Genomic DNA, 26697 nt, shown 5'->3' with positions numbered 1-26697 from the left:
GGCACGCTCGGCGGCAGACAACACAATCTCAGCAGCATGAGGGGTCGGCACAACCCAGATTAACAACTAGATCGTAATTAATGACTCAGGACACTAGCGCTTCTGGACGTACTCCTTGGCCGGCGGCGCCGCGAACTCCCCGCGCTTGCCGGTGCGCAGACCCATCGTCACCAGCGACTGCACGGTCAGCGTGGCGGCGGTGACGCCGTCGACCACCGGGACACCGATCTCATCGGAGATGTGCCTGCACATATCGGCCATCCCCGCGCAGCCCAGCACCACCGCGTCGGAGCCGTCCTGCTCGACCGCCTCCCGGCAGGCTTCGGTGACGAGTTTCATTGCCATCGGATCGGTTTCGAGGTCCAGCACCGGAATCTCGCAGGCGTGGAAGCCGCGGCAGAACCGGCTCATCCCGTAGCGTTCGGCCAGATCCTCGGCCCGCCCGATGGTGCGTCCCAGCGTCGTCACGATGCTGAACCCGCGACCCAGATGGCTCGCGGCCTGCATGGCGGCCTCGGCGATACCGATCACCGGGCCGGTGGCCAGTTCCCGGGCCGCGTCCAGGCCGGGGTCGCCGAAACAGGCGATGACATAACCGTCGACACCCTCGGACTCGCCGCGCTGGATCGCGGCCAGCAGGCCGGGCACGCTCATCGCCTCGTCGTAGTGGCTCTCGATGGACGGCGGCCCGAACTCGGACGTGACGCCGACAACGTCGGTGCCCTCGGCGGCCACCGCCCGGGCGCAGACCTCGATGGTCGAGGTCATTGCCCGGGTGGTGTTCGGGTTGATCACCCAGATGCGTGTCACGACACCGATTCTGCCACCAGGACGTCGCGCTTACCCCACAGGTAGTAGATGGCGAAGCCGACACCGCAGCCGATGAACCAGCTGTACTGCGCGGCGGTGTGCATACCGGGCACGGATCCGCCGGTCAGCACCGGGATCATGGCGAGGATGGCACCGACGACGGTGGCGACGACGGCGACCTTGTTGTATCCCTTGGTGTACCAGTACTTTCCGGACTCCTCCATGGTGAACAGATCGTCCACCACCACCTTTTGCTTGCGGATCAAGTAGTAGTCGGCGATCAGCACACCGAACAGCGGGCCGATGAAGGCGCCCAGGGTTTCGAGCGTGTAGTGGATGACCTCGGGGTTGTTGTACAGGTTCCACGGCGTGATCAGCACCGAACCGACGGCGGCGATCATGCCGCCGGCGCGCCAGCTGATGCGCTGCGGGCTGACATTGGAGAAGTCGAACGCCGGGGAGATGAAGTTGGCGACGATGTTGATACCGATGGTGGCGATGGCGAAGGTCAACGCGCCCAACACGATCGCGAAGGTGCTGTCGATGCGGGCCACCGTCTCGACCGGATCGGTGATGAGCTCGCCGAACACCGGCAGGGTCAGCGATGCGGTGACGACCACCAACACCGAGAAGACCAGGAAGTTGACCGGCAGGCCGAGGAGGTTGCCCTTCTTGACGGCCGCGAACGACTTTCCGTAGCGGGAGAAGTCACCGAAGTTGAGCATCGGACCGGAGAAGTACGACACCACCAGGGCGATGGCGCCGAGCATCACCGGAACCGAGGACCAGCCGGTGTAGGTGACGCCGCCGAGGTTCAGATCGATGGCGCCCCAACCGGCCTTGTAGATGAGGTAGCCGCACAGCATGAACATGACGACGTACACCGCAGGCCCGCAGAAGTCGATGAACTTGCGAATCGACTCCATGCCGCGCCAGAAGACGCAGGCCTGCAGCACCCACAGCAGCAGGAAGCTGCCCCAGCCCAGCAGCGACAGCCCGGCGAACCCGTAGTCGGCGACGACGGCGTACGGCGCGAGGCTCGGGAACAGTTTGATCAGCACGATGTCCAGTGCCGCCGAGGCCAGGAAGGTCTGGATGCCGTACCAGGCCACCGCGATGAGACCGCGGATGATGGCCGGGATGTTGGCGCCCAGCACACCGAATACGGTGCGGCAGATCACCGGGTAGGGCACCCCGGTCGCTTGGCTGGGCTTGGCCACCAGGTTGCAGAAGAAGTACACGATGCTGATGCCGACCAGCAGCGCGATCAGCACCTGCCAGCTGGCCAGTCCGAGTGCGAACAGGCTGCCTGCGGTGACGTACCCGCCGACGCTGTGCACATCGGACATCCAGAACGCGAAGATGTTGTAGGACGTCCAGCTCTGCTTGCCCAGCGGGGCGAGATCCTCGTTGGTGAGGCGGGGGTCGTAGCCGGGTTTGATGACGCCGCCGCCCACCGGATGGCCGGCGGCTTCGACGATGTCACCGGCACCGACAACGGCACCCGGAGGAGCGGTGTTCGGAGGTACAACGGTATCGGTCATGGTTGCCGACTATGGGACCGCATTGTTTCCCCACCGTTTCGGTGAACTTATCGGTCCGTTGCGCCGGAAATATATTCGCTCACGCCAGCAGCCCGGTGTTGCGCGGCAAGGTGGCGATGACGGCGTTGAGCCGGGCGGCGTGTTGTTCGGAAACGGCGAGCAGGGCATCGACGTCGCCGGCCAGGAACGCCTCCAGCATGGCGCCGTGATCGGCATGCAGCACCGCCCGGTCGGCGGGACTGACATGCACCATCGACTGCACCGGTTCGGTGACGTTCCAGGCAGCCTCCAGCATGTGTAGCAGCCGGTGCATCCGTGAAGGACCGGTCAGCGCGGCATGGAATTGCCTGCTGCCGCGGTGATACGCGGCCGCGTCCCCGTCCCGGATGGCCTGTTCGAGACGCTGGTTGGCGATCACCGCGGTCGCGCGATCGGTGTCGGTGGCGTTGTGCACCGCGGCGGTCAGGGATGCGGATTCCAACGTCTCACGCACGATGTACATCTCGCGTAGTTCCTGCGCGGTCAGCAGTGCGACGGTGTAACCGCCGTTGCGCCGGTGCGAGATCAATCCCTCGGCAACGAGAGTTTTCAGCGCCTCGCGGATCGGGATCTGGCTCACGCCGAATATCTCGGCGACCTCCGCGAGCGGGATCGGCGTGCCCGGCGGGACGCCGCCGTCCAGGATGGCGCGGCGCAGTTCGTCGAGCACCCCGTCCTGGGAAGTGCCGGCCCGTTCGGCGATCAGGCATTCGAGCAGTACCGAGCGCCTGACCCCCATCGGTTGAGGTTAAGCCGGTCGTGTTGCGCCGCTGTTTCGGCGCCGTCAGACGTCGGCGAGGGACGCGGTGACCTCCCACAGCGGTGCCAGCGCGGCCGGCGAGTGGTCCAGCGGGCTGAGCGCAACCTCGGATGCACCCGCGTCGAGGTAGCGGCGCAGCTGCCTGCGCACGGTGTCGGCGTCACCCACGGCCGCCAGGTCGGCGATCGAGTCGAGGCCCTCGCGCTCGATCACCTTCTGATACGACGGGATCGTCGCGTAGAAGGCCAGCGTCTCGGCGGCCAGCGCGCGGCCTGCCTCGGCATCGTCGGTGACCAGCGCCGGGACCATCGCGATGGTCTTCGGCTCGGGTCGGCCGGCCTCGGCGGCCGCCTTGGTGATCGTCGGGACGACGAACTCGCCGATGGTGCGCGGTCCGGCGAGGTAGGGCAGGGTGCCGTCGGCGAGTTCGCCGGTGACCCTCAGTGCCTTCGGTCCCATCGCGGCCACGTAGACCGGGATCGGCGTCCCGCCCGCGACCGATACCGGCCATTCCGGGTTGGCGGTGAACTCGTCGCCGTGGAAGTCGACGGCCCCCTCGTCGAAGATCGACCGCAGCACCTGCAGATGTTCACGCAGCCGGCCGACGGGGTTGCGCCACGCGGTGCCGAACGCATCCTGTTCGGGCTTGTGCGACCCCAGGCCGATGCCGAGGCTGAAGTTTCCGTGCGCCGCGGCCTGCGCGGTCTGTGCCTGGGAGGCGACGACGAGCGGGTGCCGTGGGTTGAGCGGGACGACGGAGGTGCCGACGCCGAGTCCGGGCACCGCGGCGCCGATCAGGCCCGCCAGGCCGATCGCGTCATGATCGAATTGCTGTGCGAGCCAGATCTGCCGGACGCCGACGTCATAGGCCTGACGTGCCTGGCTGATCGCGTCGTCGACGTGGTTGGCGGCCTGTCGGTTGGGAACGAGGACTATTCCAGTGGGCATATACGGGTCAGCGACCCGGCGGCACCGGTAATTCCCTTGCGCTCACCGTGATTGCTAGCCGTGGAAACGCGTGACCCGGGTACGCAACCGGTCCACGGCCGCGTCGAGCACCATCTTCTTGGCCCGGCGCAGCAGGAACTCGGGGATCGGCGCGACCAGATCGATGATGAGGTCGAATCGGACGCGGGTGCGGTCACCCTCGCGGACCAGCTTGTACTCGCCGTGCTGCCCGCGCTGCTGGAAGGTGTCGTGAGCGTCCCAGACCATCCAGTCATCGCCCCAGTGGTACTCCAGCATCTCCTTGTCGGTGATGCCCATGATCTTCACCGTCGCCTTGACGTGGTGGGGCCTGCCGTCGGGATGACGGTCCACCACCTCCGCGGAACGGTGCAGGGTGGACCAGGTCGGCACCTCGTCGATGTCGGCGAGCGCATCTAGGATCGCCTCCGGCGAGGCGTCGAAGAGGACTTCTCTCGACGCTCTGACAGCCATCAGGCAAATATAAGACCGCCCTTAGATTCCCGCAAGGATTTCGACTAACTGGGCGTTGCCAATTTACGCCGATGTCGGCAGCAAATCCGGCTCACCAGCCGACATCCTCGAGCGCCGTGGTGTCCTGCGGCGGTCGGCCGACCGGTCCGGCCGGTGTCCGGGAGAACCGCGGGGCCGGCGCGGCCTGACGCACCCCGTGCTCGTCGACCAGGGTGCCCCTGGCCAGCAGGTGCTCGCTGTCGGCGGCCTCGGCCCAGTTCAGCACCGGGGTGACGCAGGCATCGCTGTCCGCGAAGGTCGCCGTCCACTGCGCGCTGGTCCGGGCGGCGAACCGGGCCTCGAACACCGCGCGCATCTCGGGCCAGCGGTCGCGGTCGAACTGGGCGGGCACCTCGTCGGCATTCACACCGAGTCCGGCGAGCAGGGCCGCGAAGAACTGCGGCTCGATCGCCCCCACCGCCATGTGCCCGCCGTCGGCGGTCTCGTAGACCCGATAGAACGGCGCGCCACCGTCGAGCAGGAACGACTCCCGTTGATCCCGAAGCGATCCGGTGGCCTTCATGGTCCACATCATCTGTGCGAGCATGCTGACCCCGTCGACCATGGCGGCGTCGATCACCTGCCCGGTACCGGATGTCTCCCGCTCGAACAGGGCGGCGAGGATGCCGACCAGCACCAGCATCGAGCCGCCACCGAAATCGGCGACCAGGTTCAGCGGGGCGACGGGCGGCCGGTCCCGGTAGCCGATGGCGCTCAGCGCGCCGGTCTGCGACAGGTAGTTGATGTCGTGGCCGGCGGTCTGTGCCAGCGGCCCGTGTTGTCCCCAACCGGTGATGCGCGCGAAGATCAGCCGCGGGTTCACCGCGGCGCAGTCCTCCGGGCCGATACCGAGCCGCTCGCAGGTCCCCGGCCGAAAGCCGTCCAGCAGTACATCGGCCTTGGCGGCGAGGTCGAGCAGCTTGTCGGGTTCGTGCTTGACGTCGAGGTCGACGACCCGTTTGCCGCGGTGCATCAGGTCGACGTTCTCGGCGGGCATCTGCAGTCCGCCGGGGCGCCGGACGCGCACCACGTCGGCCCCCAGATCTGCCAGCATCATCCCCGCATGTGGGCCCGGTCCGATACCGCCGAGTTCGAGGACCCGCACGCCGGCGAGCGGACCGGTCAACCCTTCTTGACCTTCAGCACCTGCTTGCGCAGGCCGCTGGTCGCGACATCGATGGCGCCCTTCATGACCTGCTTGAGGATGAACCCCGGCAGTGGGATCGCCAGCTCGATGTCCATGTCGAACCGCACCTGTGTTCTTTCTGGGTCCGTGTCCCCCAAAGGCGTCAGCGTGTAGCTGCACTGCTGGGACTTCAGCTGACTGGCCTTCACCAGCACCCAGCTGACCTTGTGCTCTTCCCAGGTGTAATCGATGGTCAATTGATCGCTGATGCCGACCGTCTTGATGGTCTGGATCACGCGGTGCGGACGGCCCTCGGCGTCGCGATCCACCACCTCGGCCTTCTGATACTGGGGCGACCAGGTCGGGGTGGATTCGACGTCGGCGACGACGGCGAAGATCTCCTCCGGGGACGCCTCGATGACCACTTCACGGGAAACGCTGGTTGCCATGGCCTGACCCTAGCGATGTCGCGCAGCGTTAACGTACGGATGGCAACATCGCGGCCATGGCCGCCGAGAACCCGCAGACCATCGCCTACCCCGCACCCGGTGCCCGCCCGCACCGCCGGGACACCGACCCGCTCGAACCCCATGTGATCGTGCTGTTCGGCGCCACCGGCGATCTGGCCAAACGCAAATTGCTGCCCGGGATGGCCTACCTGGACCAGTCCGAGCTGGCGCCGAACATCCAGGTGGTCGGCACCTCGCTGGAGGATCTGACCGACGACGAGTTCCGCGCGCTGGCCAAGGACGCCATCGAGAGATTCGGTACGCACAAGCTGACCGACGAGCAGTGGGCCGACGTCTCCACGATGCTCAGCTACGTCCCCCAGGGCGCCGGGCCGGAGGCGCTGGCCGCAGCGGTCGCCGCGGCCGAGGCCCGACTCGGCGGCAACGCTCAACGGCTGCACTACCTTTCGGTACCGCCCAAGGCCGCCCGCGCGGTCATCACCATGCTGCGCGAGGCCAAGCTGGTGGACCGCTCGCGGGTGGTGATGGAAAAGCCGTTCGGCACCGACCTGGCCAGCGCGGTCGCCCTCAACGACTTCGTGCATGAGACGTTCAAGGAACGCCAGGTGTTCCGGATCGACCACTTCCTGGGCAAGGAGGCCGCCCAGAACATCCTGGCGTTCCGGTTCGCCAACGGTCTGTTCGAGCCGATCTGGAACCGCAACTTCATCGATCACATCCAGATCGACATTCCGGAGGTGCTCGGTCTGGACGAGCGGGCCAACTTCTACGAAAGCACCGGCGCCTACAAGGACATGGTCGTCACCCACCTGTTCCAGGTGATGGCCTTCGTGGTGATGGAACCGCCGACCGCGCTGGAGCCGCGCGCGATCAGCGAGGAGAAGAACAAGGTGTTCCGCTCCATGCTGCCCATCCAGTGCAACGACGTGGTGCGCGGGCAGTTCGCCGGGTACCGCGAACTCACCGGAGTGGCAAGGGATTCCGATACCGAGACGTTCATCGCCCTCAAGGTCGGCATCGACAACTGGCGCTGGGCCGGGGTGCCGATCTATCTGCGCACCGGCAAGAAGATGGCCGAGGGTATGCGCATCATCTCGATCGCCTTCAAAGAGGCGCCGCGCACCATGTTCCCGGCCGGGTCGGGTGTCGGCTCGCAGGGCCCGGACCACCTGACCTTCGATCTGGCCGACAACTCGAAGGTGTCGCTGTCGTTCTACGGCAAGCGTCCCGGGCCGGGAATGAAGCTGGACAAGATGTCCATGCAGTTCTCCACCACCGAGATCCCGAGCAACGGCGACGTGCTGGAGGCCTACGAGCGGCTCATCCTGGATGCGATGCGCGGTGACCACACGCTGTTCACCACCGCCGAGGGCATCGAATCCCTGTGGGAGCGTTCGGCTCATCTGCTCGAGGATCCGCCGCCGGCCAAGCTGTACCAGCCGGGCACCTGGGGCCCGAACGCTATCCACCAACTGATCGCGCCGAATGCGTGGCGGCTGCCGTTCGAGCGTGCCTGGCGAGACAAGAAGTAGCAGTATGACGTTCGCCCTGGCGTCCGAGCGTGCTTGCGTGTTTAGGTAGTTGAAACCGCAAACTCGCGTAGCGCCGAAGGAGCCCTCATGTCGCTGTGGAATCCGCAAAACATCATGGATGTCCCTCCTTATCCCGCTGAGCGTTTCGACGGTGAACCCGAGATCAGCGCGAGCCTCCGCCGGGAGGACCATGCCGAGGACTACGCGGTCGGCCCGATGAAGTTCCACTACCTCGTCGACCAGAAGACCTCGGCGGGCGACTACGGCCTGTACCGCGTCGAGATGGCAGCCCGCGCCGGCGGTGCTGCCGCGCACTATCACAAGGCCATCTCCGAGGCGTTCTACATGCTGGACGGCACGATGCGGCTCTACGACGGCGACAAGTGGGTCGACGCGACCAAAGGCGATTTCCTCTTCGTACCGCCCGGGGGCATCCACGGATTCCGCAACGACGCCGATGAGCCCGCCGAGGTGTTGATCCTGTTCGCCCCCGGCGCACCGCGGGAATCCTACTTCGAGGGCCTACCGCACCTGGCCGGCCTGACCGACGAGGAACGTATCGAATGGAATCAGCGGCACGACAGCTACTTCCTGTAGCCCACGGCTAACTGGTGCGCTACCCGCCGGGCACCAGCAGCGACTGCCAGGTCCGGTCACCGGCCTGGGCCAGATCGCCCTGAGTGTAGCGGCGACCGTCCGGGCCGATGTAGTCGCCGGTGGCCGGGTCGTACACGGCGACCGCGACGTTCTGCGGGGCGACCGCCGCGGGAGGTGCCGGTGGTGGAAACTTGGTCAGCTCGGCCGCATTCGGCGCCAGGCCGTCGACCGGAGGCGGTGGCTCACCCGGCGCGGAACTTCCGGGCGGGTACTGCGGGATCTCCTGTCCGCTCAGTGTCGCGTTCGGGTCGCCCTTCCAGTTGAAGCCGTCGTTGAGCGGCACGTAGTCCTGCTCGCTTTCGCACATCTCCACCGTCGGGGCGCGCTTCCACGGTTTGGTCTCGCACGGAATGTTGCGCACCCCGCGGACATTGAGATCCGAGTCCTGCGGGACCCGGCAGTACAGCTCGCCCGACGGGCGGTCCGGGGCGTCGATGTCGGAGGGCACCCGCTGCTGGCGGGCCGGCAGGAAGCCGGTGTTGCACGGCGGTGGCCAGTTCAGGTTCAGGTTGAAGTCCAGGTAGATACCGCGGTACGCCTGCCGGGTGTTGGAGTTGGCCAGCGTGATCGCCGACATCACCGAGGTGCCCTGCGGCACCAGCACCAACAGCTGCTCCAGATCGGCACGGTAGGTCACCGCGATATCGCCCAGGCTCACCATGTTGGCCAGCAACGTCGGCAACGCCGGGGCGAAGCGGTCGAATAGCGCGCGGCCCTCGTCCAGCGCCGGACCGCCCTGGTCCAGCAGATCCCCGAACGCAGCGTTCTGCGCTTCGAACTGCCCGGTGATCGACGCCATCCGCGACGCCCAGGTGGCGATCGAATCCGCGGTCTGCACCTGCGAATTCAGCACCGGTGGCGACTCGTCGATGAGCCGGGTCAACTGGTCTTTCGACCCGCCCGCTTCGACGGCCAGCGACGTCGACCCGTCCACGATCCGCGACAGTTCCCGGCCCAGTCCGCCGACCGCGACGTCGGCCTCATCGATCAGGGTGCGCAGATTGTCCTGCGGAATGGCCTGCAGTGCAGTGTTCGTCGCGTCGAGCAGACCGGCGATATCGACCGGCAGGGACACCCGACCGGCCGGGATGACATCGCCGTCGGCCAGCGTCGCGGACGTCCCGGCGCCGGGGGTCAGTTCGACGAACTGTTCACCGATCGCTGACCGGCTGTGCACCGCCGCAGACACATCCGCGGGCACCTTGGTGTCCGATTCGAGCTTGAGTACCGCCCGCACGCCGGTGGCCGTGACGTCCACCGAGGTGACCCGGCCGATCTCGTCCCCGCGGTAGGTGACCACCGAGGTCGGGTACAGACCGCCGGAGCTGGGCAGTTCCAGGGTGACGTCATAGCGGCCGATCCCCAGCAGGGCAGGTACCTTGACGAAGCCGAAAGCCATCACCCCGCAGGCGATCACGGTGACGGAGGCCAGGATCGCAAGCTGGATCCATACCGTGCGGTGCAGGCGCAACATGTCAGTAGGACCCCCAGTGGTACGGCGCCACCAGCGGGTTGCCGCCGGTGTACGGGCTGGGCATCTGGCCGATGGTGCGACCCCACTGCATCTCGAGTTCGGTGAGGTCACCTTCCCAACGGGTGCCGGTGAAGATGCCGCTGTCCAACCGGCTCAGCGTGAGGTCGATGACCAGGCTGATATTGGCGAAGTCACCGCGGAACCAGTTGGGGATGGTGCTTTTCACCCATGGGTAGGTGGACAGGAAGTCCAGTCCCCGGGTCAGCGCCGGCCCAGCATCGGCCAGTTCCCGGAACACCGGCGCGATATTGCGCAGGTTGTTCACCAGCGATTCGCGGGTCTGCTGCACCGTCGAATTGGCGATGGCACTGAACTGTCCGAGGGCGTCGATCGCCTCGGTCAGGGTGGCGCGGGAGTCGGCGAGCACGCCGAGCGCCTGCGGGATGGTGGTCAGCGCCCGGTCCACCGTCGCGTCGCGCGCCGCGACCTGCCCGGCCAGCTCGTTGAGATGCTCGGTGGCGGTGATGATGTCATCGGTCTGCGCGTTCAGCGACCCGATGAAGGTGTCCAGCTGGGTGAGCAGGCTGCGCATATCGTCTTCGCGTCCGGCCAGTGCCTTGGCGAAGGTCTGGTTGATCTCCTGCAGCTGCGCCAGGCCGCCGCCGTTGAGCAGCACCGACACCGATGCCAGGGTCTGCTCGGTGGTCGGATACGTCGCCGCCGATGCCAACGGGATCACCGCACCGTCGGTGAGCCGGCCCTGCGCCGGCTCGTCGGCGGGCGGGGCGAGTTCGATGTGCATGGAGCCCAGCAGGCTGGTCTGGCCGACCTTGGCGGTGGCGTTGGCGGGCAGTTGTACGTCACCGTCGATGCGCATGGTGACCAGGGCATGCCAGTCCTGCACCTCGATCTTGGTGACATTGCCGACGTTGACGTCGGCGACCCGCACCCGGGTGTTCTGCTGGATGACGACGACATCGGGCAGTTGCGCCTGGATGGTGTAGGAGCCGTCCTCGCTGCCCGCGGTACCGGGCAGGCTCAGCGAATTCAGGCCCCGCCATTGGCATCCCGCGACCAGCACCACGGCCAGCAGGATCAGCGGGAGCCGGCGCGTCACGGGGTGCCGCCCGGCACCATCAGTCCGGGTAGCCCGGTGGCCGGATCGGTGGGCACCGCGGGGCCCTCGGCGGCCAGGAACTCGACCGGATCGATCGGCGCCGGCGGCGGTGGTGGCGGCGGCGCCGCGTCGGGACGCAGGTGATTCTCGCTGTAGGTGATCTCGTTGGGGCGGGCGGTGGCCCCGACGAACGGGTTGCCACCGATCGGCAGGAAGTTGTACTGCCGGTTCTTGACGATGGGCGCCAGGTACTGCACGCACAGTTTGGCCGACTGTTCGTAGTTCAGCTTCGACGCGGCCTGCACGGCACCACAGATGAATTCGACGGTGTTGGAGAAGTTCCCGAGAGCCATGATGCCGGTCACCGCGGCCTGGGCGGGCTGATAGATGTTGAGGAAGTTCTGGAACACCGACGGCGCGATGTGCAGGATCTGTTTGACATCGCCGCGGCGGTCGTTGAGCGCGGTGGTGATCGAGTCGAACCGGTCGAAGGTGGTGCCCAGCGATTCCCGGTTCTCCGCGATGAACCCCCGCAGATCGGTGACCGCAGCGTCGAGGCTCTGGGTGGCCTCGGCGATCTCATTGGGCGTGTTGGACAGCACGGTGGTCACGTCGGCCATGTTGCGGTTGAACGCGGCCAGCAGGTCGCTGCTGGAGGTCAGGGCGGACACCAGCAGTTGCAGGTTGCGGATGGTGCTGAAGATGTCCGTGCTGTGATCGCCGAGCACCGACATCGCCTGGGACAGTTTGATGACGGTGTCGCGGGCGGTGTCGCCCTGACCGCGCAGGTTGTCCGCGGCGCTGTTGATGAACTCGCCGACCGCATTGGGCCCGCCCGGTGTCGTCGGCTGCAGCGACTCGGTGAGCTTCTGCAGCTGGGTCCGGAAGTCGTCCCATTCCACCGGCACCGCGGTGCGCTCCAACGGGATGGTCCCGCCGGCAGCGAGTTTCGGCCCACCGTCGTAGGCGGGCACCAGCTGGATGGCGCGGGCACTGACCAGTGACGGCGACAGCACGGCAGCGCGTGCATCGGCGGGCACCGGGTACTGCGCGTCGACCGAGAAGGTGACCTTGATGTTCTCCGGTTGCGGCTCGATCTTGTCGACGGTGCCCACCGCGACGCCCAGGATGCGCACCTCGTCGCCGGTGTACAGGCCGTTGGCGTTGGCGAAGTACGCCACGAAGGTGTCCGTGTTGACCCGGTCCCACCACGAGGTGCTGACCACCGAGAGCGCCACCGCCAGGATGGCGACCAGTGCGGTGGCCAGCGCGACCCTAAGCCGCCCCCTCACGGCACGTACACCGGGGTCGGACCGAGAACCGGTGCGGGACCGGAGAATCCGGGCGGCGGTGGGGCGGGCGGGCCCGGGGGCGGTCCACCGGGTGCGGGTGCCGGCAGCGGCTCCCGGTACGGGTAGCGCGGATCGCCGGGTTTACCGGTGATGGCATCGGGCAGCGTCAGATTCGGTTCACCGCCCTGCCCGGTCCGCGGGAAGGGCACCGGCAGCGCCGGGGTGCCCGGCTGGCCGACACCGGGATCGACGAGCTGTGAGGGCAGCGCCACGTTGGGGTCCAGACCGAGATCGGAGAACGCCGAGTCGATGAAGGGCTGCACGAATTGGCCGGGCAGCAGGTTGACCACGGAGGCCTTGAAGAACGGTCCCGATCCGAGCACCTCACCGAAGGACATCGCGTAGCGGCGCAACAGGTAGAGGGTGCGCTGCAGTTCCTGTTTGCGGTTGTCGAGAATCTCCAGCACGCCGTTGAGCTTGTCCAGGGCAGGCTTGAGCTGGGTGCGGTTGTCGGCGACCAGCCCGGACAGCTGCTGGGAGGCGGCGGTCAGGTTGACCATGAAGGCATCGACGGACTGCTGCTGTGAGAGCAGTTCGGCGAGCAGCGCATTGGCGTTGACCACCAGCGCGGCGATCTGGTCGCTGCGCTTGGCCAGCACCCCGGTGACCTTGTTGGCATCGGCGAGCAGGTTGCGCAGCTGGGCATCCCGGTTGTTGAGGGTGTCGGAGAATTGGGACACCCCCTCCAGCGCCAGTTTGAGGTCGGCCGGGGTGTTCTGGAACGTCTCGGCCAAGGTGGACAGCGCCGAGGACAGCTGGGTGGTGTCCAGACCGCTGATGGTGGTCGTGAGATCGCCGAGGGCGGTGGGCAGATCGTAGGGCGAGGTGGTGCGCTCCAGCGGGATGGTGCCGGACAGTGCGCCGTCCCCGCGCGGTGTGAGCTCCAGCATCTTGGTGCCCAGCACCGTCTCGGTCTTGATGGCGGCCTCGGTGCGGTCGCCGAGTTCGACGCCGGTGCGGACGGTGAAGTCGACCCGCACCTTGGTGCCTTCGAGGCGGACTTCGGAGACCCGACCGACGCCGAGGCCGGACACCCGCACATCGCTTCCGGGTTTGATGCCACCGGCTTCGGAGAAGTAGGCGGAGTGATCCGATGTCCCCTTCACCACGGGCAGCTTGTCGTAGGAGAACGCGGCGACGACGACGGCCGCCACGATCAGGGTGCCGACGATCCCGACGACCGTGCGGTTGCGTTCGGCGATGGGTGTGATGGTGGGGCGTTTCAGTTTCATTTTGGTGCGCACCGTCCCGTGTCCTGGCCGGCCAGTTTGATGTACACCGGTTGACCGCCCTTGCCGTTGACCTTCAGTGCCGCATCGCACAGATAGAAGCCGAAGTAGTCGCCGTAGAGCCCCTGCCGGGCCAGGATCTGGTAGGTGTCCGGCAGCGTCCTGACCAGTTCGTCGAGGTAGTCACGGTCGGCCATCAGCTGCCCGCTGAACCGATCCGTCTGCGCCACCGCCTCTTTCAGCGGTTCTCTGGCCTCCACCAGCAGGTCGGCGATGGATCCCGCGGCGGCGTTGATGTGCGCGACGCCGGTGGCGATGTCGGTGCGGCGCTCCGACAGACCTTCGACCAGGCTGGAAAGGTCGCCCAGCCCTTCGGAGAACTGTTCGTCTCGGGTGGCGAAGGTGTCGAGCACGGTGTTGAGGTTGGTGATCACCTGGCCGATGAGCTCGTCGCGGCCGGCCAGCGTCTTGGTCAGCGCCGAGGTCTGGGCCAGCACCGAGGAGACGGTGCCGCCCTGCCCCTGGAACACCTTCAGCAGTTCGCCGGACAGCGCGTTGACCTGTTCGGGGTCCAGCGCCCGGAACAGCGGACGGAACCCGCCGATGAGCGCGTCGACGTCGAGTGCGGGTGAGGTGCGGGTCAGCGGGATGGTCTGACCCGCCTGCAGTGTGCGTACCGATCCGGGGCCGTCCTCCAGTGCGAGGTAGCGGTCACCGATCAGGTTCTCGTAACGCACTGCGGCCCTGGTGCCCTCGGTGAGTTGCAGATCGCGGTCGATCGCGAACTCGACGGTGACGGTGCCGTCCTTGTGCAGGGTCAGGTCGCGAACCTTGCCGACTTCGACGCCCGCGATGCGCACGAAGTTGCCGCCCTTCAGGCCGGACACGTTGGTGAACACCGCGCTGTAGCCGACGCGGGAGTCGAAGCGGAACTGCCCGAAGACTGTCACCAGGGCGAACAGGAAGACCAGGCAGATCGCGGTGAACAGGGCAACCCGCACCACGGTGCCGGTGATGCTCTTACGTCGCATGTCTGATCCCTTCTATGAGCCGGGTGGCAGCGGGAACGGCGGCGCCGGTGCGCCGAAGGGGCCCGGCCCGGGTGCGGGCCCGCCGGGATAGCGGACGCTCGGCGGCTCGGGGATCGCCCGGGTCACCGGGAAGTAGTTCGCCCACCCCGGGAAGCCGATACCCGGGTTGGTCCGGATCTCGTTGGGCAAGGTGCCCCAACCGGTGTCGGTGACGAGCGCCTTCACCGGGAAGTTCTGGCTCACGTCGGGGAGCGACCCGCAGCTCGGTTTGCCGCCCGGCCCGCCGGTGGCATTGGTCTTCGGCAGGTTCTGCGGGTAGCGGTAGGCGTCGTCACCGGCCAGCATCGCCGCGTCCATGATGACCGATCTGCCGTTGCCGCCCAGGGCATCCCGGCCACCGTTCTCCAGGAACCACACCGCCCCCTGGAACAGGCAGGTGTAGGTCGGTGAGTATTTGAGCAGCAGGCTGGTGGTGGGGTCGAGAATGTTCATGGCGCGCACCAGGTTCGGCTGGTTGCCGCCGATGACGTCGATCCCGGACCGGGAGAAGCCGACCGCCGACAGCAGCAGCGTGTCCAGCGCCTGGGCATGCGTACCGATGGTCTCCGAGGTGGTGGAGAAGGCGTCCAGCACTGACAGGATGTCCTGGGCCGCAGCAGAATAGGCGTGTACGGTCTGGCCGAACAGCTGCCAGTCGGTACGCACCGTCTCCATCCGCGGGTTGACGGCGAGCAGCACGTTGTTGGCATCGGTGATGGCGTGCCCGATGCGGTCCCCCTTGCCGCGCAGGGATTCCGACACCGCCGAGAGCACCGAGTTCAGCTTGGCGGGGTCCACCGCCTGCACCACCGACTGCAGGTTCTCGAACACCGTGTTGACCTCGACGGTGACATTGCGCGAGCGCAGCACCGACCCCGGTTTCAGGGCCCCGGCGGGTGCGCCGTCGGGCACGATGAGGTCGACGTATTTGGCGCCGAATGCGGTGGTGGCCTTGATCTCCGCCTCGACATTGGCGGGCAGGTATTCGAACGGGCCCGGGTACATGTTGAGCTGCAGCGAGGCCACGCCGTCCTCGGTGCCGACGGAGCCGACCTCACCGACCTGCACACCGCGCAGTTTGACCTTGGCCCCGTTCTCCATCACCAGCCCGGCACGGTCGGACATCAGGGTGATCGGTACGAAGTTGCGCAGCGAACCGGAGAACAGCAGCGCCGTCATCGCGATCAGTCCCACGATGATCAGCACCAGGACGGGCGCCCACCAGATCGGGTCGATCTTCTCCCGGCGACGAGTATGTGCCACTCCTCACCCCGAGAGGTTGAAATTGCCGGACTGTCCGTATACCGACAGTGTGATGGTGAGCAGCACGAACACCGTTGCCGTGACCGAGGTTCGGACCGCGCGGCCGACGGCCTCGCCCACCCCAGCCGGCCCGCCGGTGGCGCTGAACCCGTAGTAGGTGTGCACCACCATCACCGCGGCCGCCATCGACAGCGCCGCGACGAACGACCACAGCAGATCCGAGGGGCGCAGGAAGGTGGAGAAATAGTGGTCGTACACCCCGCGGGACTGCCCGTAGATGACCGTCGTCCCGAAGCGGGTGGCCAGGAAGGACATCAGCACCGCCACCGTGTAGAGCGGGATGACCACCACCACCCCGGCGACGATGCGGGTGGACACCAGATAGGTGATGGTGCGGATACCCATCACCTCCAGGGCGTCGATCTCCTCGTTGATCCGCATGGCGCCGAGTTGCGCGGTGGCCCCGGCACCGATGGTGGCCGCCAGCGCCACCCCGGCCGTCGCGGGCGCGATGAAGCGGACGTTGAGGAAGGCCGACAGGAAGCCGGTCATGGCCTCGATACCGACGTTGGACAGCGTGTTGTAGCCCTGCACCGCGATCAGGGCGCCGGTGGACAGCGTCAGGAATCCGATGATGACGACGGTCCCGCCGATCACCGCGAGTGCACCGGTGCCCATGCCCATCACGGCGATCAGGCGCAGCACCTCACCCGGGTAACGGCGTACCGCGTCCGCGGTGGACACCAGGGCCTGACCGTAGAACGCGGTCTGCCTGCCCAGGTTGCGGGTGCCGTCGACCAGGCGCCCGCCGGCCAGGGTGCTCATCCGGTCACCTTCACCCCGAGGGCGGTGGCCAGGATGTTGATGAGGAACAGCGCCATGAACGAGAACACCACGGTCTCGTTGACGGCGTTGCCGACGCCGGTCGGGCCGCCACCGACCGAAAGCCCTTGGTGGCAGGCGATCAGACCGGCGGACAGCCCGAACAGCAGCGCCTTGACCAGCGACACGATGACCTGCGGCAGGCCGGTCAGTAGGGTCAGGCCGGCGACGAAGGCACCCGGGGTGACGTTCTGCACGTAGACGACGAACAGGTAGCTGCCGGTCAGGCCGACCACGGCGACAACGGAATACAGCATCAGCGCCACGAAGGTGGCCGCCAGCACCCGCGGCACCACCAGTGCCTGGACCGGGTTGACCCCGATCACCTTCATGGCGTCGATCTCTTCGCGGATGGTGCGGGCGCCGAGGTCGGCGCACATCGCGGTGGCGGCGGCTCCGGAGACGACGATGGCCGTGACGACCGGGCCGACCTGGGTGACCGATGCCAGCGCCGCACCGGCGCCGGACAGGTCACCGGCCCCGATCTCCAGCAGCACGATGTTGAGCGTGAAGACGATCAGTACGGTGTAGGGAATGGACAGCATGATGGTCGGGAAAATGGACACCCTGGCCACGAATGCAATTTGCTCGAACAGTTCCCGCCAGGCGAACGGCCTGCGGAACATCGCGGCGAAGGTCTCGGCGCCGAGCACCACGAAGCCGCCCACGGCGTTCATGGACTTCGTCACCTGCCCGGCGGCACTCATCGCGCGGACGTTAAAGCGGGTCTAGTTAGCTGTCAAAGGCACCTATTGCGAGAACGCCGACGTCAATTACCGATTTTGCTGGTGGGTATCTCGAGAATGGTTTCGCTCAGCTTGATCTGATCTCACCGAGAAAAACCGTTGCGGCTCAGTAGACTCGTGCAGGTGGACATCGACCCCGCCAAGCCCCCGAGTGGTACCGGTTGTGTGGAATGCGACGCCGCAGGCGGCTGGTGGGTGCACCTGCGCCGGTGCGCGGCCTGCGGACACATCGGGTGCTGCGACGACTCACTGGCCAAACACGCCTCCCAACACTGGCGCGACACCGGCCACCCCATCATCCGCAGCTTCGAACCCGGCGAGGACTGGTTCTGGAACTACGCCACCGACGAGTATTACGACGGCCCCGAACTGGCTGCGCCGCAGGCGCACCCGGCCGGCCAGTCGGCTCCGGGACCGCGTGAGCGGGTGCCCCGGGATTGGATGCAGCAGCTCGAGGGCGGCTGACCCGCGGTGGTGAAGTCGGGGGACGGCAGCACGGTCACCGTGTTGGTCGCATTCGCGGCCAACCTCGCGGTCGCCGGGGCGAAGAGTTTTGCGGCCGTGCTGTCGGGTTCGGCGTCGATGACCGCGGAAGCGGCGCATTCCTGGGCCGACACCGGCAACGAGGTCTTCCTGCTCATCGCCAACCGCCGCGGCGCCCGCCGGGCCGATGAGCGGCGCCCGCTCGGCTACGGTCGCGAGGTCTACGTCTGGTCGCTGCTGGCCGCGGTCGGCTTGTTCGTGGTCGGCGCCGCGGTGTCGATCTGGCACGGCATCACCGAACTGCTGCACGGCGAGGACGGTCCGCAGGACTACCGATTGGCCTACATCGTGCTGGCCATCTCCTTCGTCCTGGAGGGCATCTCCTGGGTGCAGTCGGTGCGTCAACTCCGCCGCGACGCAGCCACATTCGACAGTGATGTGCTGCGATACGCGTTCGAGACATCGGACCCGACCGTGCGGGCGGTGTTCGCCGAGGACAGTGCCGCCCTGATCGGTATCGTCATCGCGTTCACCGGCATCCTGCTGCATCAGCTCACCGGTGATGTGGCCTGGGACGCGGCGGGTTCCATCGCGGTCGGGGTGCTGCTCGCCGTGGTGGCGGTCGTGCTGATCAACCGCAACCGGGTCTTTCTCACCGGTGAGGGCGGGCCGCCCCGGTTGCAGCAGGCCTTGCGTGACCGCCTCGTCGGGTTCCCCGAGGTCGCCACGGTCCGCTTTCTGCGACCCGAATTCATCGGGCCGAAGAAGATTTTCGTGATCGCGAGTGTCGATCTCGTGGGTGATGCCGTCGAGTCCTCCATCGCGCGGACCCTGCGCACCCTGGAGCATCGGCTGGAGGACTCGGCACCCGAGATCGCCGAGGTGGTGCTGACCGTTTCCGAACCCGACGAAACGGGTAGTTCTCCCCCGTGAGCGGAGATCCGAAGACCACCGAGTCAGACGCAGGCCCAGAGGGCGCCGAGGACGACGTCCAGAGCGACCCCGCCAAGGGTGCCGGGGACCGGACGGACTGGTCCGACGAGGGCGGCGCGACCCCCGACGGCGCCGCCGTCGAAGACGACTAACGCGCCTCGGCGAGCGCCGCCTTGGCGGCGTTGTAGCCGGGGATGAAGGTGATACCCGGCCCGCCATGGCATCCCGCGCTGCCCAGGTACAGCCCGGCGACCGGGAGTTCCTGATCCGCATACCCTCGGGGCCCGGGCCGGTTGGGGCCCATCTGTTCGGGATGGATCAGTCCGTGGCAGTAGTCACCGCCCGGAGCGCCGAACATGGTGCTCATGTGTTTCGGGGTGAAGGTGGTGTGCCGGGAGATCAGGCTCTCGAAATCGGGTGCCAGCCTGGTGATCTTGTCGATCACGCGTTGGCCCATCTCGTTCTTCAGGTCGCCGTATGAGGATCCCGCCGTATCTTCCACGGGGAACCACAACGAGAAGGCCGATACCGCATGCTTACCCGGCGGCGCCAGGTCGGGATCCTGCACCGAGGGCATCTGCATCGCGATCGCCGGATCCGCGGGCACGATCCCGCGGCGGCTGTCCTCCCATTGCTGCTGCAGTTCCTCCGGGGTATTGAAAAGGCCGATGGCCGACTGCATCTCGGGATCGTTGAGCATGCCGTACGGTTCGGCGAAGGTCGGGATGCCGTCGAGTGCGAAGTGCATCTGCAGGTAGCTGCCACGGTGGTCGACATGGGTGTAGCGCTCGCGGGCCTCGCCCGGCACCGCCGAGGCGTCCAGCAGTCCGGTCACGGTGAGGTCGGGCGCGAGCGCCGAGATCACGACCGGCGCGCTGATGGCGGTGCCGTCGGCCAAGCGCACCCCGGTGACACGGCCGTCGGCGGTCAGGATCTCCTCGACCTGGGATCGCAGTCGCAGATCGCCCCCGCCCGCGGTCAGCAGCTCACTCAGATGGGTGGTGAGCGCGCCGATCCCGCCGCGCAGCTTCTTCATCAGCACGGCGTTCTCGTCGGGAACGGCCAGTCCGAAGGCCAGCGCCGCCGCGCTGCCGGGGGTGGCCGGTCCGCGGTAGGTGGTGTTCACGGCCAGGAAGCTGAGCATGCCGCGCAGCGCGCCGTGCTTCTCCGGGTCGGGCAGATAGCGGTTGAGCACGTCGGTGACCGAGCCGAACAACATGTCGGTGATGGCCGAGCGTTCGAATTCGTTGTGGGCGCAGGCATACATCTCATCGAGCGTCTTCGCCGGCGTGTCGGCGTCGAAGCGGCCCAGCGCCCGGGTGGGCGCGATGCTCCAGGCCATCAGCCCCGCCATGCCGTTGACCGCCTCGGCCCCGTGCATCTCGTTGAGGTGGGTGAGCAGCTTCATCGGGTCGGTGTAGTAGATGACGGGGTCGTCGCCGATACCGCGCAGCGATACCGACATGACGTCGACGTCGACGCATGCTAGGGCGTCCAGGCCGAGTTCGCGGCTGACCACCGCCGACGTGGGGAACTGCAGCGAGCCGGCGATCTCGAACTTGTACCCGTCGAAAAGCTCTACGGTGGAAGCCATTCCGCCGGGATAGCGTTTGGCGTCCAGGCACAGGGTGTGCATCCCGGCGCGTTGGAGCAGGGCGGCGGCGGCCAGGCCGTTGTGGCCCGCGCCGATGACGATCGCGTCGTAGTCCGACATCAGCCCAGGCTGCACCCCGGCCAATGTTTTGTCAATAATGACAAAACATCAGGACGCCGGGATGACGCCCGATTCCAGCGAGTCCAACGCCATCCGGCACAGCCTGGCGAGTTCGGGCAGGGAACGCTCCTCGGCCAGCATCCACACCTCCATGGCGCCGAACACCGCGGCGGCAATACAGCGGGCGGCGACGGTGACGCGCAGCGCGGCATCGGAGCCGGGCCGCGGCGGGTCGTCGTTGCGCAGGTGTTCCTCGACGACCTCGGCGAAGGAGGCCTCGACGGCCCGGATGTGGCGCACGATGCGGCCCGGGTCGAGCTCGTCGGCGCGCAGCTCGGCGATCTTGGCCACCGCGTCCACGTCATACGGGGACTGCAGGATCGCCGAGTGCACCGACTCCACGATCGACTCCTGCGGTGAGCGATTGGCCAGAGCGGTGCGGAACCACTCCAGGCCGGCGTCGTAGTCCACGAACAGCAGATCGTGTTTGGAGGAGAAGTGCCGATAGAAGGTGCGCAGCGACACTCCGGCGTCGGCGGCGATCTGTTCGGCCGAGGTGTCCTCGACCCCCTGGGCGAGGAATCGCACCATCGCCGCCCGGCGCAGTGCGTCGCGTGTGCGCTCACTGCGCGCCGTCTGAGCGGGCCGAACCATCAGCTCAACGTACCGGAGAGGTCGAGACTCCCCCGTGCTCAGCGCGGGGCGAACAGCGCGATCGTGGCGTCCACGGCTTCCTCGGTGATATCGCTCATCTTCCCGCCGTTTTCGACGGTGATGGCGGTGAGCTCGCGCAGGCCGCCGAGCAGCATGATGATCCGCTGTCGCGACACAGGCCCGATCCCGGCGGCGCGGAACTGCGGGCTGTCCATCAGCGCGGTCACCATATCGACGAAATGCTCCATGGACTCCCGGGTGAGGTCACGTCCCGCCGCGCCCAGCGAGGGTCCGTCCCGGATCCAGCTCAGGGTGAGGTCGGGCCGGGACTCCCCCGAGGCGATCCAGGCCTCGATGGCCTGGCGGGCCTGCTGCTGCCAGGGGGCTTCGGGGTCGACGGCACCCGCGATCGAGCGGACCTGTTCGGCGTTGGCCTCGGCGAGCAGCGCCATGAAGCATTCGTCCTTGCTGGAGAAATGCTCGTAGAAGGTCCGGCGTGAGGTCCGTGCCCGCCGCACGATGTCCGCGATCGTCGTCTTGGCGTAGCCGCCCTCGGCGATCGAGGCCTCGAACGCCGCCAGCAGGCGGGCCCGGAAGTCTCCCGCGGCAGCGTCCGTCGTCACCCGGTCACCATAGAACGGCTCAGCCGATGGGGGTCAGCGGGCTGAGCACGTCGCGGATGAACTGGGTGATGTTGGTCTGCGGATTGCCGTCCGGGAAGCTGACGGTGGCCAGCATGTCGCCGCCGGCGTCGGCGAAGTTCCCGTCCGCGCGGCCCTGATGCGTCGAGGACGTGACCAGGATGATCCCCGAGGTGTCGGCCTTCTTGGCCAGCGGGACGGAGAACTGGGCGTTCTGGACCGTGCTGTTGGCCTTGTCCTCGACGATGATCCGGTTCGCGGGGAAGCCGAGCAGGCGCAGCAGGTTGCGCATCTCGCCGGCCTCGGTGCGCCCGTTCTTCGGGTTGCCGCCGGTGACGATGATCGGGGACTGCGGAAACGCCTGTGCCACAGCCAGTCCGGTCAACACGCGGGTGTAGAGGATCGGACGCATCCAGCCGTCGGGGGTGAGCCCGTAGCCCAGGATCACGATGGCGGGTTTGGTGAAGTCCTTGCCGGCAGGTTGGGCGTTCGCCTGCGGCGCGGCGGCGCAGGCGAACGCCAACGCGACGAGCAGGGCACCGATGACGGTCTTGCACCGACTGCGCTTTTCATCCCCGAATGATTGCGACACGTGTACTTGATCGTGATCGGTGGGGCAGATGTTACGGAGCTGACAATTCGGTAGCCGGGTCGGTAGATGCAGGTCAGTCACGATCTATCCGGTACCGTTAACATGTCGGTAATCTTGCCGGCCCTCAGGGCAGACCACTTCGTTGAACGTCGGGCTACATCGCCCCGCCTCGATTGCGTCGCCTTCTCTGAGACTTCTCAGAGGAATCTATGTCTTCGCGTGCCAGTGGTATCCCGTCTCTCGATGCGTTCCAGCCGAGCGAGTCCATCCATCCCGCGACTCCGTTCGCGCTGCCCGCCGGTTCCACCGCGATCGTGTACTGCGAGGGACAGTTCGGCGAGCAGGACGGCAAAACTGCCAATGGCCTGGTCCGGCACTCGGAGAATTACGAGATCCTCAGCGTCATCGACAGCCTCCGGGCCGGGTCGGACGCCGGGAAACTCCTCGACGGCACCGCCAACGGCATCCCGGTGCTGGCCTCGCTCGCCGAGTCCATCGCGCACGCCGGCCACGTGCCGGACTACCTGATCTGTGGACTGGCACCCGCCGACGGCCTGCTGTCCAACCAGCAACGGGTCGTACTGCTCGACGGCATCGCCCGCGGGATGCACATCATCAACGGCCTACACGAGTTCCTCAACGACGACCCCGAGTTCGCCGCGGCCGCCGTGATCGCCGGTGTCACCATCACCGATGTGCGCCGGCCCAAGGCCAAGCGTGACCTGCACCTGTTCTCCGGCCGGATCTTCGACGTCACCTGCCCCCGGATCGCGATCCTGGGCACCGACGGGGCGATCGGCAAGCGCACCACGGCCACCCTGCTGGTCCAGGCGCTGAACGCGCACGGCATCAAGGCGGTCATGGTGGGCACCGGCCAGACCACCCTGATCCAGGGCGGGAAATACGGCGTCGCCCTGGATGCGCTGGTCCCCCAGTTCTGCTCGGGTGAGGTGGAGCACCAGGTGGTCGCCGCGTTCGAGGGTGAAGACCCGGACGTGATCGTGGTCGAGGGCCAGGGCGCTCTCAGCCACCCCGCATACCTGACGTCGGCGCACATCCTGCGTGGCAGCCGCCCCGCCGGGGTGATCGTGCAGCACGCGCCCAAGCGCGCGGTGCTCGGCGACTTCCCGATGGTGCCGATGCCGACCGCGGCGAGCGAGATCGCCCTGATCGAGGCGTTCGCCGACACCCGCGTCATCGGGGTCACGATCAACCACGAGGACATGACCGAAGACGAGCTGAATACCGCGATCTCCGAACATCATTCGCAGCTCGGGCTCCCTGTCACCGATCCCCTGACCCGCCCGTCGTCGGAGCTGGTCGAGATGGTGCTGACGGCCTTCCCTGCGCTCGCGGCGGTCGCCGCCACATCAACCCCGATGTGACGCTTCGCATCGAGACCGATCTCGACAAGGTCGAGCAGAACACCCGGATCCTGGTCGACCGGCTCGACGAGTCGGGCATCCGGGTCACCGGAATCACCAAGGCCGTACTGGGTTCGCCGGGCGTCGGCGCGGCGATGCTGCGCGGCGGGGCCCGCGGCCTCGGTGATTCCCGGGTGGAGAACCTGACCCGGCTGGCCGGGCTCGGCCGCTCACCGCTGCGCACGTTGATCCGCTCACCCATGCTCAGCCAGGTGGCAGCCGTCGTCGACATCGCCGACATCAGCCTAAACACCGAGGCCGTCGTGCTGGCGGCACTGGATCAGGCCGCGGCCGAGCGCAAGCGGATGCACGCCGTCGTGCTGGTGGTCGAACTGGGCGACCTACGCGAAGGCATCTCCCTCGACGACGCCCCGGAGGCGGTGCGCGCCGTCCTGGGCCATTCGTCGCTGCGGCTCGTCGGGCTCGGCGCGAACCTGGCCTGCCAGAACGGCGTCGTGCCCGATGACCGGAACATGGGCGTGCTCACCGGGCTGGCCGACGATATCGAGGCACTGCACGGGATCTCGCTCGACGTCGTCTCCGGCGGCAACTCGGCGAACCTGAATTGGGCGCTGCACACCCACGATGTCGGCCGGATCGACGAGCTGCGGCTCGGCGAGGCCATCCTGCTGGGCCTCGATCCCCTGTACCGGACCCCGATCCCCGGCCTGCACACCGATGTCTTCACGCTGACCGCCGAGATCATCGAGGTCGCCGTGAAACCGGCACAGCCGTGGGGGGACCGCGCGCAGGCGGCGTTCGGGGAGGCGCCGCTGCGCACCGGCAGTGGCACCGTGCACCAGGCAATCCTGGCCCTGGGTCGCCAGGATGTGGACCCGGACGGTCTGCAGCCGCCCAAGGGCATCACGATCCTCGGGATGAGCAGCGATCATCTGGTGGTCGATCTGGGCGATCATGAGGTCGCGGTCGGCGACGAGATCGACTTCGGGGTCGCCTACGGGGCGCTGGTGCGAGCGATGACGTCGCCCTTCGTCACCAAGATGGAGGTGGGGGGCAACAGCGTTGCGAAGTGATGGAACTCGTGGTGGCCAGGGCCGGGATCGAACCGGCGACCTTCCGCTTTTCAGGCGGACGCTCGTACCAACTGAGCTACCTGGCCGGAAGGCTCCGGCCTTGCGACCGGAATACCTCGCCGAAATGGCGACCCTGACGGGACTCGAACCCGCGACCTCCGCCGTGACAGGGCGGCGCGCTAACCAACTGCGCCACAGGGCCTTGCTCTTTACTGCATCGCTCGGGTGTGTCACCACCTTCGCGCCGTACCCCCAACGGGATTCGAACCCGTGCTACCGCCGTGAAAGGGCGGCGTCCTAGGCCGCTAAACGATGGGGGCCTATCCGAATTTCTCCGGGCCGCTCTCAACGCCGGTGACGTTGGAAGCTTCGATAGCTTAGGACACAGCCCTGCGAAATCCCAAACCGGATACCCCCATCCGTCCGGGAGGGCCGCCCAGTATCCTTTTGCACCACGCCCCTATAGCTCAGTTGGTAGAGCTACGGACTTTTAATCCGCAGGTCCCAGGTTCGAGCCCTGGTGGGGGCACCACGCCTGTCTCATCGGTCATCACCCTTGGGCTTCGGCCCCTTGCCGTTCTCGCCCTTCTTGTTCTCACCGTTGCCGCGGCCCCGCGTCGGTCCGGGCTGTTGCTGTTCGACCGTGGCGGTCGTGGTCGGCAGCGGCGCCGAGGTCGTGGTGGTCGGGGTCGGCGTCGTGGTGGTCGTGGTCGTCACCGGCGTGGGCGTGCCGGAGCGGGACGCGGTGTCCACCACGAAGGCGATGACGAGCACCAGGACCGCCAGCACGGCCCCGGCAACACCGATCAGCGTGCGGCGGCGACTGCGCGGCGTGGGCGCCGGCACGTAGGCCGTGGCGGGATCGGGCAGCGGGGCATCCAGGAACAGCGTCTGCGGTCGCACCGCGCTCAGCGCGGCCCGCATCTGCTCGGCGTCGGCGAACCGGGCCCGCGGGTCGGGCGCGATGGCGCGCTGCACGACCGAGGCGAGCGCCGGGCCGGCGTCCGGGCGCAGCACGGCCACGTCCTCATGCGGCGCCGGGACACGTCCCACGAGCGCTTCGAAGGCCAGCACCCCGACCGCGTACAGATCGTCGGCGATCGTCGCGGGACGGCCGGCGATCCGCTCCGGGCTGAGATAGCCGAGCGTGCCGATCACCAGGCCGGTCATGGTGTGGCCGGACTCGGGGCTCTTCGCGATGCCGAAGTCGGCGACCTTGGGCACGCCGGTGTCGGTCAGCAGGATGTTGGCGGGCTTGATGTCGCGGTGCAGGATGCCCGCGGCGTGCGCCGTCGCCAGCGCGGAGAGCACGTCATCGAGCAGTGAGCGGATCTGCGGCAAAGGCATCGGCCCCTGCGCGATGGTGTCCGCGACGGTGCGCCCGCTGAGGCGCTCCATCACGATGTAGGGGGTGCCGTCGTGTTCGCCGCTGTCGTGCACCGCGACGATGTGCGGGTGGCTCAGGCGTGCCGCGGCCCGGGCCTCGACCTCGAAACGCCGGCGGTTCTCGGGTTGCGCGGCCAGTGCGGGGTACATCAGCTTGATCGCGACGGCGCGGCCCAGTCTGGTGTCCCAGCCGTCGTGGACCTCCGCCATGCCCCCGCGGCCGAGCAGACCACGCAGTTCGTAGCGGCCGCCGAGTATTTCGGGCCCCTGCATGGGGCTAACGGTA

27 protein-coding genes and 4 tRNA genes are annotated in these 26697 nt (G+C 67.4%); 8 read left to right on the top strand and 23 right to left on the bottom strand.

Annotated elements, in window-relative coordinates:
- Positions 1-93: 93 nt before the first annotated feature.
- The 7 genes from ASE48_RS15230 to ASE48_RS15200 all read right to left on the bottom strand — a co-directional run bounded on the left by ASE48_RS15230 (position 94) and on the right by ASE48_RS15200 (position 6207).
- A complete protein-coding gene (locus ASE48_RS15230; RefSeq protein WP_057167946.1) occupies positions 94-810 on the bottom strand; it encodes an aspartate/glutamate racemase family protein in 717 nt (238 codons plus the stop codon).
- Positions 807-2354 (bottom strand): NCS1 family nucleobase:cation symporter-1, encoded by a 1548-nt coding sequence (locus tag ASE48_RS15225; protein WP_057167945.1) that lies wholly within the window; start codon positions 2352-2354, stop codon positions 807-809. Before ASE48_RS15225 ends, ASE48_RS15230 begins: the two co-directional genes overlap by 4 nt.
- A 79-nt stretch (positions 2355-2433) precedes the next feature.
- Positions 2434-3132, bottom strand: a complete 699-nt coding sequence (locus tag ASE48_RS15220; RefSeq protein ID WP_057167944.1) for a GntR family transcriptional regulator — start codon at positions 3130-3132, stop codon at positions 2434-2436.
- A 45-nt stretch (positions 3133-3177) separates the two neighbouring features.
- Positions 3178-4101: an LLM class F420-dependent oxidoreductase gene (locus tag ASE48_RS15215; RefSeq protein WP_057167943.1), complete on the bottom strand. Its 924-nt coding sequence runs from the start codon at positions 4099-4101 to the stop codon at positions 3178-3180.
- Between the two features lie 54 nt (positions 4102-4155).
- On the bottom strand, positions 4156-4593 hold the full coding sequence (locus ASE48_RS15210; protein WP_057167942.1) for an SRPBCC family protein: 438 nt from the start codon (positions 4591-4593) through the stop codon (positions 4156-4158).
- 91 nt (positions 4594-4684) lie between these two features.
- Entirely contained in the window at positions 4685-5758 is a 1074-nt protein-coding gene (locus ASE48_RS15205; RefSeq protein WP_057167941.1) for a CaiB/BaiF CoA transferase family protein, read from the bottom strand.
- Positions 5755-6207, bottom strand: coding sequence for an SRPBCC family protein (locus tag ASE48_RS15200; RefSeq protein WP_057167940.1), 453 nt, complete (start codon positions 6205-6207; stop codon positions 5755-5757). The genes ASE48_RS15205 and ASE48_RS15200 overlap by 4 nt, the downstream gene beginning before the upstream one ends.
- Positions 6208-6263: 56 nt before the next feature.
- On the opposite strand from ASE48_RS15200, the gene zwf reads away from it, so the two are divergent.
- Both zwf and ASE48_RS15190 read left to right on the top strand, forming a co-directional pair.
- Positions 6264-7760 (top strand): glucose-6-phosphate dehydrogenase, encoded by a 1497-nt coding sequence (gene zwf, locus ASE48_RS15195; RefSeq protein ID WP_057167939.1) that lies wholly within the window; start codon positions 6264-6266, stop codon positions 7758-7760.
- A gap of 87 nt (positions 7761-7847) precedes the next feature.
- A complete protein-coding gene (locus ASE48_RS15190) occupies positions 7848-8357 on the top strand; it encodes a cupin domain-containing protein (protein WP_082614209.1) in 510 nt (169 codons plus the stop codon).
- Between the two features lie 19 nt (positions 8358-8376).
- Here the strand turns inward: ASE48_RS15190 and ASE48_RS15185 are convergent, their stop codons facing one another.
- From ASE48_RS15185 to ASE48_RS15150, 8 genes are read right to left on the bottom strand one after another with little or no spacing between them, the layout of a single operon-like run.
- Positions 8377-9891 carry an MCE family protein gene (locus ASE48_RS15185; protein ID WP_057167938.1) on the bottom strand — a complete coding sequence of 505 codons (1515 nt, stop codon included), beginning with the start codon at positions 9889-9891 and terminating at the stop codon, positions 8377-8379.
- A gap of 1 nt (position 9892) precedes the next feature.
- Positions 9893-11008 (bottom strand): virulence factor Mce family protein, encoded by a 1116-nt coding sequence (locus tag ASE48_RS15180; RefSeq protein WP_057167937.1) that lies wholly within the window; start codon positions 11006-11008, stop codon positions 9893-9895.
- Positions 11005-12300, bottom strand: a complete 1296-nt coding sequence (locus ASE48_RS15175; protein WP_057167936.1) for an MCE family protein — start codon at positions 12298-12300, stop codon at positions 11005-11007. The genes ASE48_RS15180 and ASE48_RS15175 overlap by 4 nt, the downstream gene beginning before the upstream one ends.
- Positions 12297-13592, bottom strand: a complete 1296-nt coding sequence (locus ASE48_RS15170; protein ID WP_057167935.1) for an MCE family protein — start codon at positions 13590-13592, stop codon at positions 12297-12299. Before ASE48_RS15170 ends, ASE48_RS15175 begins: the two co-directional genes overlap by 4 nt.
- Positions 13589-14620 (bottom strand): MCE family protein, encoded by a 1032-nt coding sequence (locus tag ASE48_RS15165; protein ID WP_057167934.1) that lies wholly within the window; start codon positions 14618-14620, stop codon positions 13589-13591. The genes ASE48_RS15170 and ASE48_RS15165 overlap by 4 nt, the downstream gene beginning before the upstream one ends.
- A 12-nt stretch (positions 14621-14632) precedes the next feature.
- The gene (locus ASE48_RS15160; protein ID WP_082614208.1) at positions 14633-15922 is read right to left on the bottom strand and encodes an MCE family protein; all 1290 of its coding nucleotides are present in this window, start codon (positions 15920-15922) and stop codon (positions 14633-14635) included.
- A gap of 3 nt (positions 15923-15925) precedes the next feature.
- Entirely contained in the window at positions 15926-16747 is an 822-nt protein-coding gene (locus ASE48_RS15155) for an ABC transporter permease (RefSeq protein WP_057167933.1), read from the bottom strand.
- Complete coding sequence (locus tag ASE48_RS15150; RefSeq protein WP_057167932.1) at positions 16744-17511, bottom strand: MlaE family ABC transporter permease; 768 nt, start codon at positions 17509-17511, stop codon at positions 16744-16746. Before ASE48_RS15150 ends, ASE48_RS15155 begins: the two co-directional genes overlap by 4 nt.
- A 162-nt stretch (positions 17512-17673) precedes the next feature.
- Here ASE48_RS15150 and ASE48_RS15145 point away from each other — a divergent pair, with 162 nt between their 5' ends.
- Genes ASE48_RS15145 through ASE48_RS33125 form a run of 3 tightly spaced genes read left to right on the top strand, consistent with a single transcriptional unit; the run spans position 17674 to position 19118 of the window.
- Positions 17674-18015 carry a UBP-type zinc finger domain-containing protein gene (locus ASE48_RS15145; RefSeq protein ID WP_082614211.1) on the top strand — a complete coding sequence of 114 codons (342 nt, stop codon included), beginning with the start codon at positions 17674-17676 and terminating at the stop codon, positions 18013-18015.
- 6 nt (positions 18016-18021) lie between these two features.
- The gene (locus tag ASE48_RS15140) at positions 18022-18966 is read left to right on the top strand and encodes a cation diffusion facilitator family transporter (protein WP_057167930.1); all 945 of its coding nucleotides are present in this window, start codon (positions 18022-18024) and stop codon (positions 18964-18966) included.
- Entirely contained in the window at positions 18963-19118 is a 156-nt protein-coding gene (locus ASE48_RS33125) for a hypothetical protein (RefSeq protein ID WP_200962162.1), read from the top strand. The genes ASE48_RS15140 and ASE48_RS33125 overlap by 4 nt, the downstream gene beginning before the upstream one ends.
- Here ASE48_RS33125 and ASE48_RS15135 read toward each other — a convergent pair.
- From ASE48_RS15135 to ASE48_RS15120, 4 genes are read right to left on the bottom strand one after another with little or no spacing between them, the layout of a single operon-like run.
- Positions 19115-20680 carry a phytoene desaturase family protein gene (locus tag ASE48_RS15135; RefSeq protein ID WP_057167929.1) on the bottom strand — a complete coding sequence of 522 codons (1566 nt, stop codon included), beginning with the start codon at positions 20678-20680 and terminating at the stop codon, positions 19115-19117. The two genes, ASE48_RS33125 and ASE48_RS15135, sit on opposite strands and share 4 nt — an antisense overlap.
- A gap of 48 nt (positions 20681-20728) precedes the next feature.
- The gene (locus ASE48_RS15130; RefSeq protein WP_057167928.1) at positions 20729-21334 is read right to left on the bottom strand and encodes a TetR/AcrR family transcriptional regulator; all 606 of its coding nucleotides are present in this window, start codon (positions 21332-21334) and stop codon (positions 20729-20731) included.
- A gap of 38 nt (positions 21335-21372) precedes the next feature.
- Positions 21373-21957: a TetR/AcrR family transcriptional regulator gene (locus tag ASE48_RS15125; RefSeq protein ID WP_057167927.1), complete on the bottom strand. Its 585-nt coding sequence runs from the start codon at positions 21955-21957 to the stop codon at positions 21373-21375.
- A gap of 19 nt (positions 21958-21976) precedes the next feature.
- Complete coding sequence (locus ASE48_RS15120; protein WP_057167926.1) at positions 21977-22567, bottom strand: YdcF family protein; 591 nt, start codon at positions 22565-22567, stop codon at positions 21977-21979.
- A 209-nt stretch (positions 22568-22776) separates the two neighbouring features.
- Between ASE48_RS15120 and ASE48_RS15115 the strand changes: the two genes are divergently transcribed.
- A complete protein-coding gene (locus ASE48_RS15115; protein WP_200962160.1) occupies positions 22777-23952 on the top strand; it encodes a DUF1611 domain-containing protein in 1176 nt (391 codons plus the stop codon).
- Positions 23949-25025: an alanine/ornithine racemase family PLP-dependent enzyme gene (locus ASE48_RS15110; protein WP_057167925.1), complete on the top strand. Its 1077-nt coding sequence runs from the start codon at positions 23949-23951 to the stop codon at positions 25023-25025. Before ASE48_RS15115 ends, ASE48_RS15110 begins: the two co-directional genes overlap by 4 nt.
- A 9-nt stretch (positions 25026-25034) precedes the next feature.
- Here the strand turns inward: ASE48_RS15110 and ASE48_RS15105 are convergent.
- The 3 genes from ASE48_RS15105 to ASE48_RS15095 all read right to left on the bottom strand — a co-directional run bounded on the left by ASE48_RS15105 (position 25035) and on the right by ASE48_RS15095 (position 25345).
- A tRNA-Phe gene (locus tag ASE48_RS15105) sits at positions 25035-25111 on the bottom strand.
- 39 nt (positions 25112-25150) lie between these two features.
- A tRNA-Asp gene (locus ASE48_RS15100) sits at positions 25151-25227 on the bottom strand.
- A gap of 45 nt (positions 25228-25272) precedes the next feature.
- Positions 25273-25345 (bottom strand) — tRNA-Glu (locus ASE48_RS15095).
- Positions 25346-25481: 136 nt separating this feature from the next.
- Between ASE48_RS15095 and ASE48_RS15090 the strand changes: the two genes are divergently transcribed.
- Positions 25482-25557: transfer RNA gene (locus tag ASE48_RS15090), tRNA-Lys, on the top strand.
- An 8-nt stretch (positions 25558-25565) separates the two neighbouring features.
- Here the strand turns inward: ASE48_RS15090 and ASE48_RS15085 are convergent.
- On the bottom strand, positions 25566-26684 hold the full coding sequence (locus ASE48_RS15085) for a serine/threonine-protein kinase (protein WP_057167924.1): 1119 nt from the start codon (positions 26682-26684) through the stop codon (positions 25566-25568).
- Between the last annotated feature and the right edge of the window lie 13 nt (positions 26685-26697).

This window comes from Mycobacterium sp. Root265 (assembly GCF_001428895.1).
Classification (GTDB): domain Bacteria; phylum Actinomycetota; class Actinomycetes; order Mycobacteriales; family Mycobacteriaceae; genus Mycobacterium.
This window is presented reverse-complemented; position numbering and strand designations above follow the sequence as displayed.

What these genes read in the sequence shown, in the direction of transcription:
- ASE48_RS15135 (WP_057167929.1), bottom strand. Translation starts at nt 20,680, where the DNA reads ATGTCGGACTACGACGCGATCGTCATCGGCGCGGGCCACAACGGCCTG.
- ASE48_RS15215 (WP_057167943.1), bottom strand. Translation starts at nt 4,101, where the DNA reads ATGCCCACTGGAATAGTCCTCGTTCCCAACCGACAGGCCGCCAACCAC.
- ASE48_RS15200 (WP_057167940.1), bottom strand. Translation starts at nt 6,207, where the DNA reads ATGGCAACCAGCGTTTCCCGTGAAGTGGTCATCGAGGCGTCCCCGGAG.
- ASE48_RS15115 (WP_200962160.1), top strand. Translation starts at nt 22,777, where the DNA reads ATGTCTTCGCGTGCCAGTGGTATCCCGTCTCTCGATGCGTTCCAGCCG.
- ASE48_RS15210 (WP_057167942.1), bottom strand. Translation starts at nt 4,593, where the DNA reads ATGGCTGTCAGAGCGTCGAGAGAAGTCCTCTTCGACGCCTCGCCGGAG.
- ASE48_RS15085 (WP_057167924.1), bottom strand. Translation starts at nt 26,684, where the DNA reads ATGCAGGGGCCCGAAATACTCGGCGGCCGCTACGAACTGCGTGGTCTG.
- ASE48_RS15170 (WP_057167935.1), bottom strand. Translation starts at nt 13,592, where the DNA reads ATGAAACTGAAACGCCCCACCATCACACCCATCGCCGAACGCAACCGC.
- ASE48_RS15185 (WP_057167938.1), bottom strand. Translation starts at nt 9,891, where the DNA reads ATGTTGCGCCTGCACCGCACGGTATGGATCCAGCTTGCGATCCTGGCC.
- ASE48_RS15155 (WP_057167933.1), bottom strand. Translation starts at nt 16,747, where the DNA reads ATGAGCACCCTGGCCGGCGGGCGCCTGGTCGACGGCACCCGCAACCTG.
- zwf (WP_057167939.1), top strand. Translation starts at nt 6,264, where the DNA reads ATGGCCGCCGAGAACCCGCAGACCATCGCCTACCCCGCACCCGGTGCC.
- ASE48_RS15225 (WP_057167945.1), bottom strand. Translation starts at nt 2,354, where the DNA reads ATGACCGATACCGTTGTACCTCCGAACACCGCTCCTCCGGGTGCCGTT.
- ASE48_RS15165 (WP_057167934.1), bottom strand. Translation starts at nt 14,620, where the DNA reads ATGCGACGTAAGAGCATCACCGGCACCGTGGTGCGGGTTGCCCTGTTC.
- ASE48_RS15130 (WP_057167928.1), bottom strand. Translation starts at nt 21,334, where the DNA reads ATGGTTCGGCCCGCTCAGACGGCGCGCAGTGAGCGCACACGCGACGCA.
- ASE48_RS15190 (WP_082614209.1), top strand. Translation starts at nt 7,848, where the DNA reads ATGTCGCTGTGGAATCCGCAAAACATCATGGATGTCCCTCCTTATCCC.
- ASE48_RS15150 (WP_057167932.1), bottom strand. Translation starts at nt 17,511, where the DNA reads ATGAGTGCCGCCGGGCAGGTGACGAAGTCCATGAACGCCGTGGGCGGC.
- ASE48_RS15220 (WP_057167944.1), bottom strand. Translation starts at nt 3,132, where the DNA reads ATGGGGGTCAGGCGCTCGGTACTGCTCGAATGCCTGATCGCCGAACGG.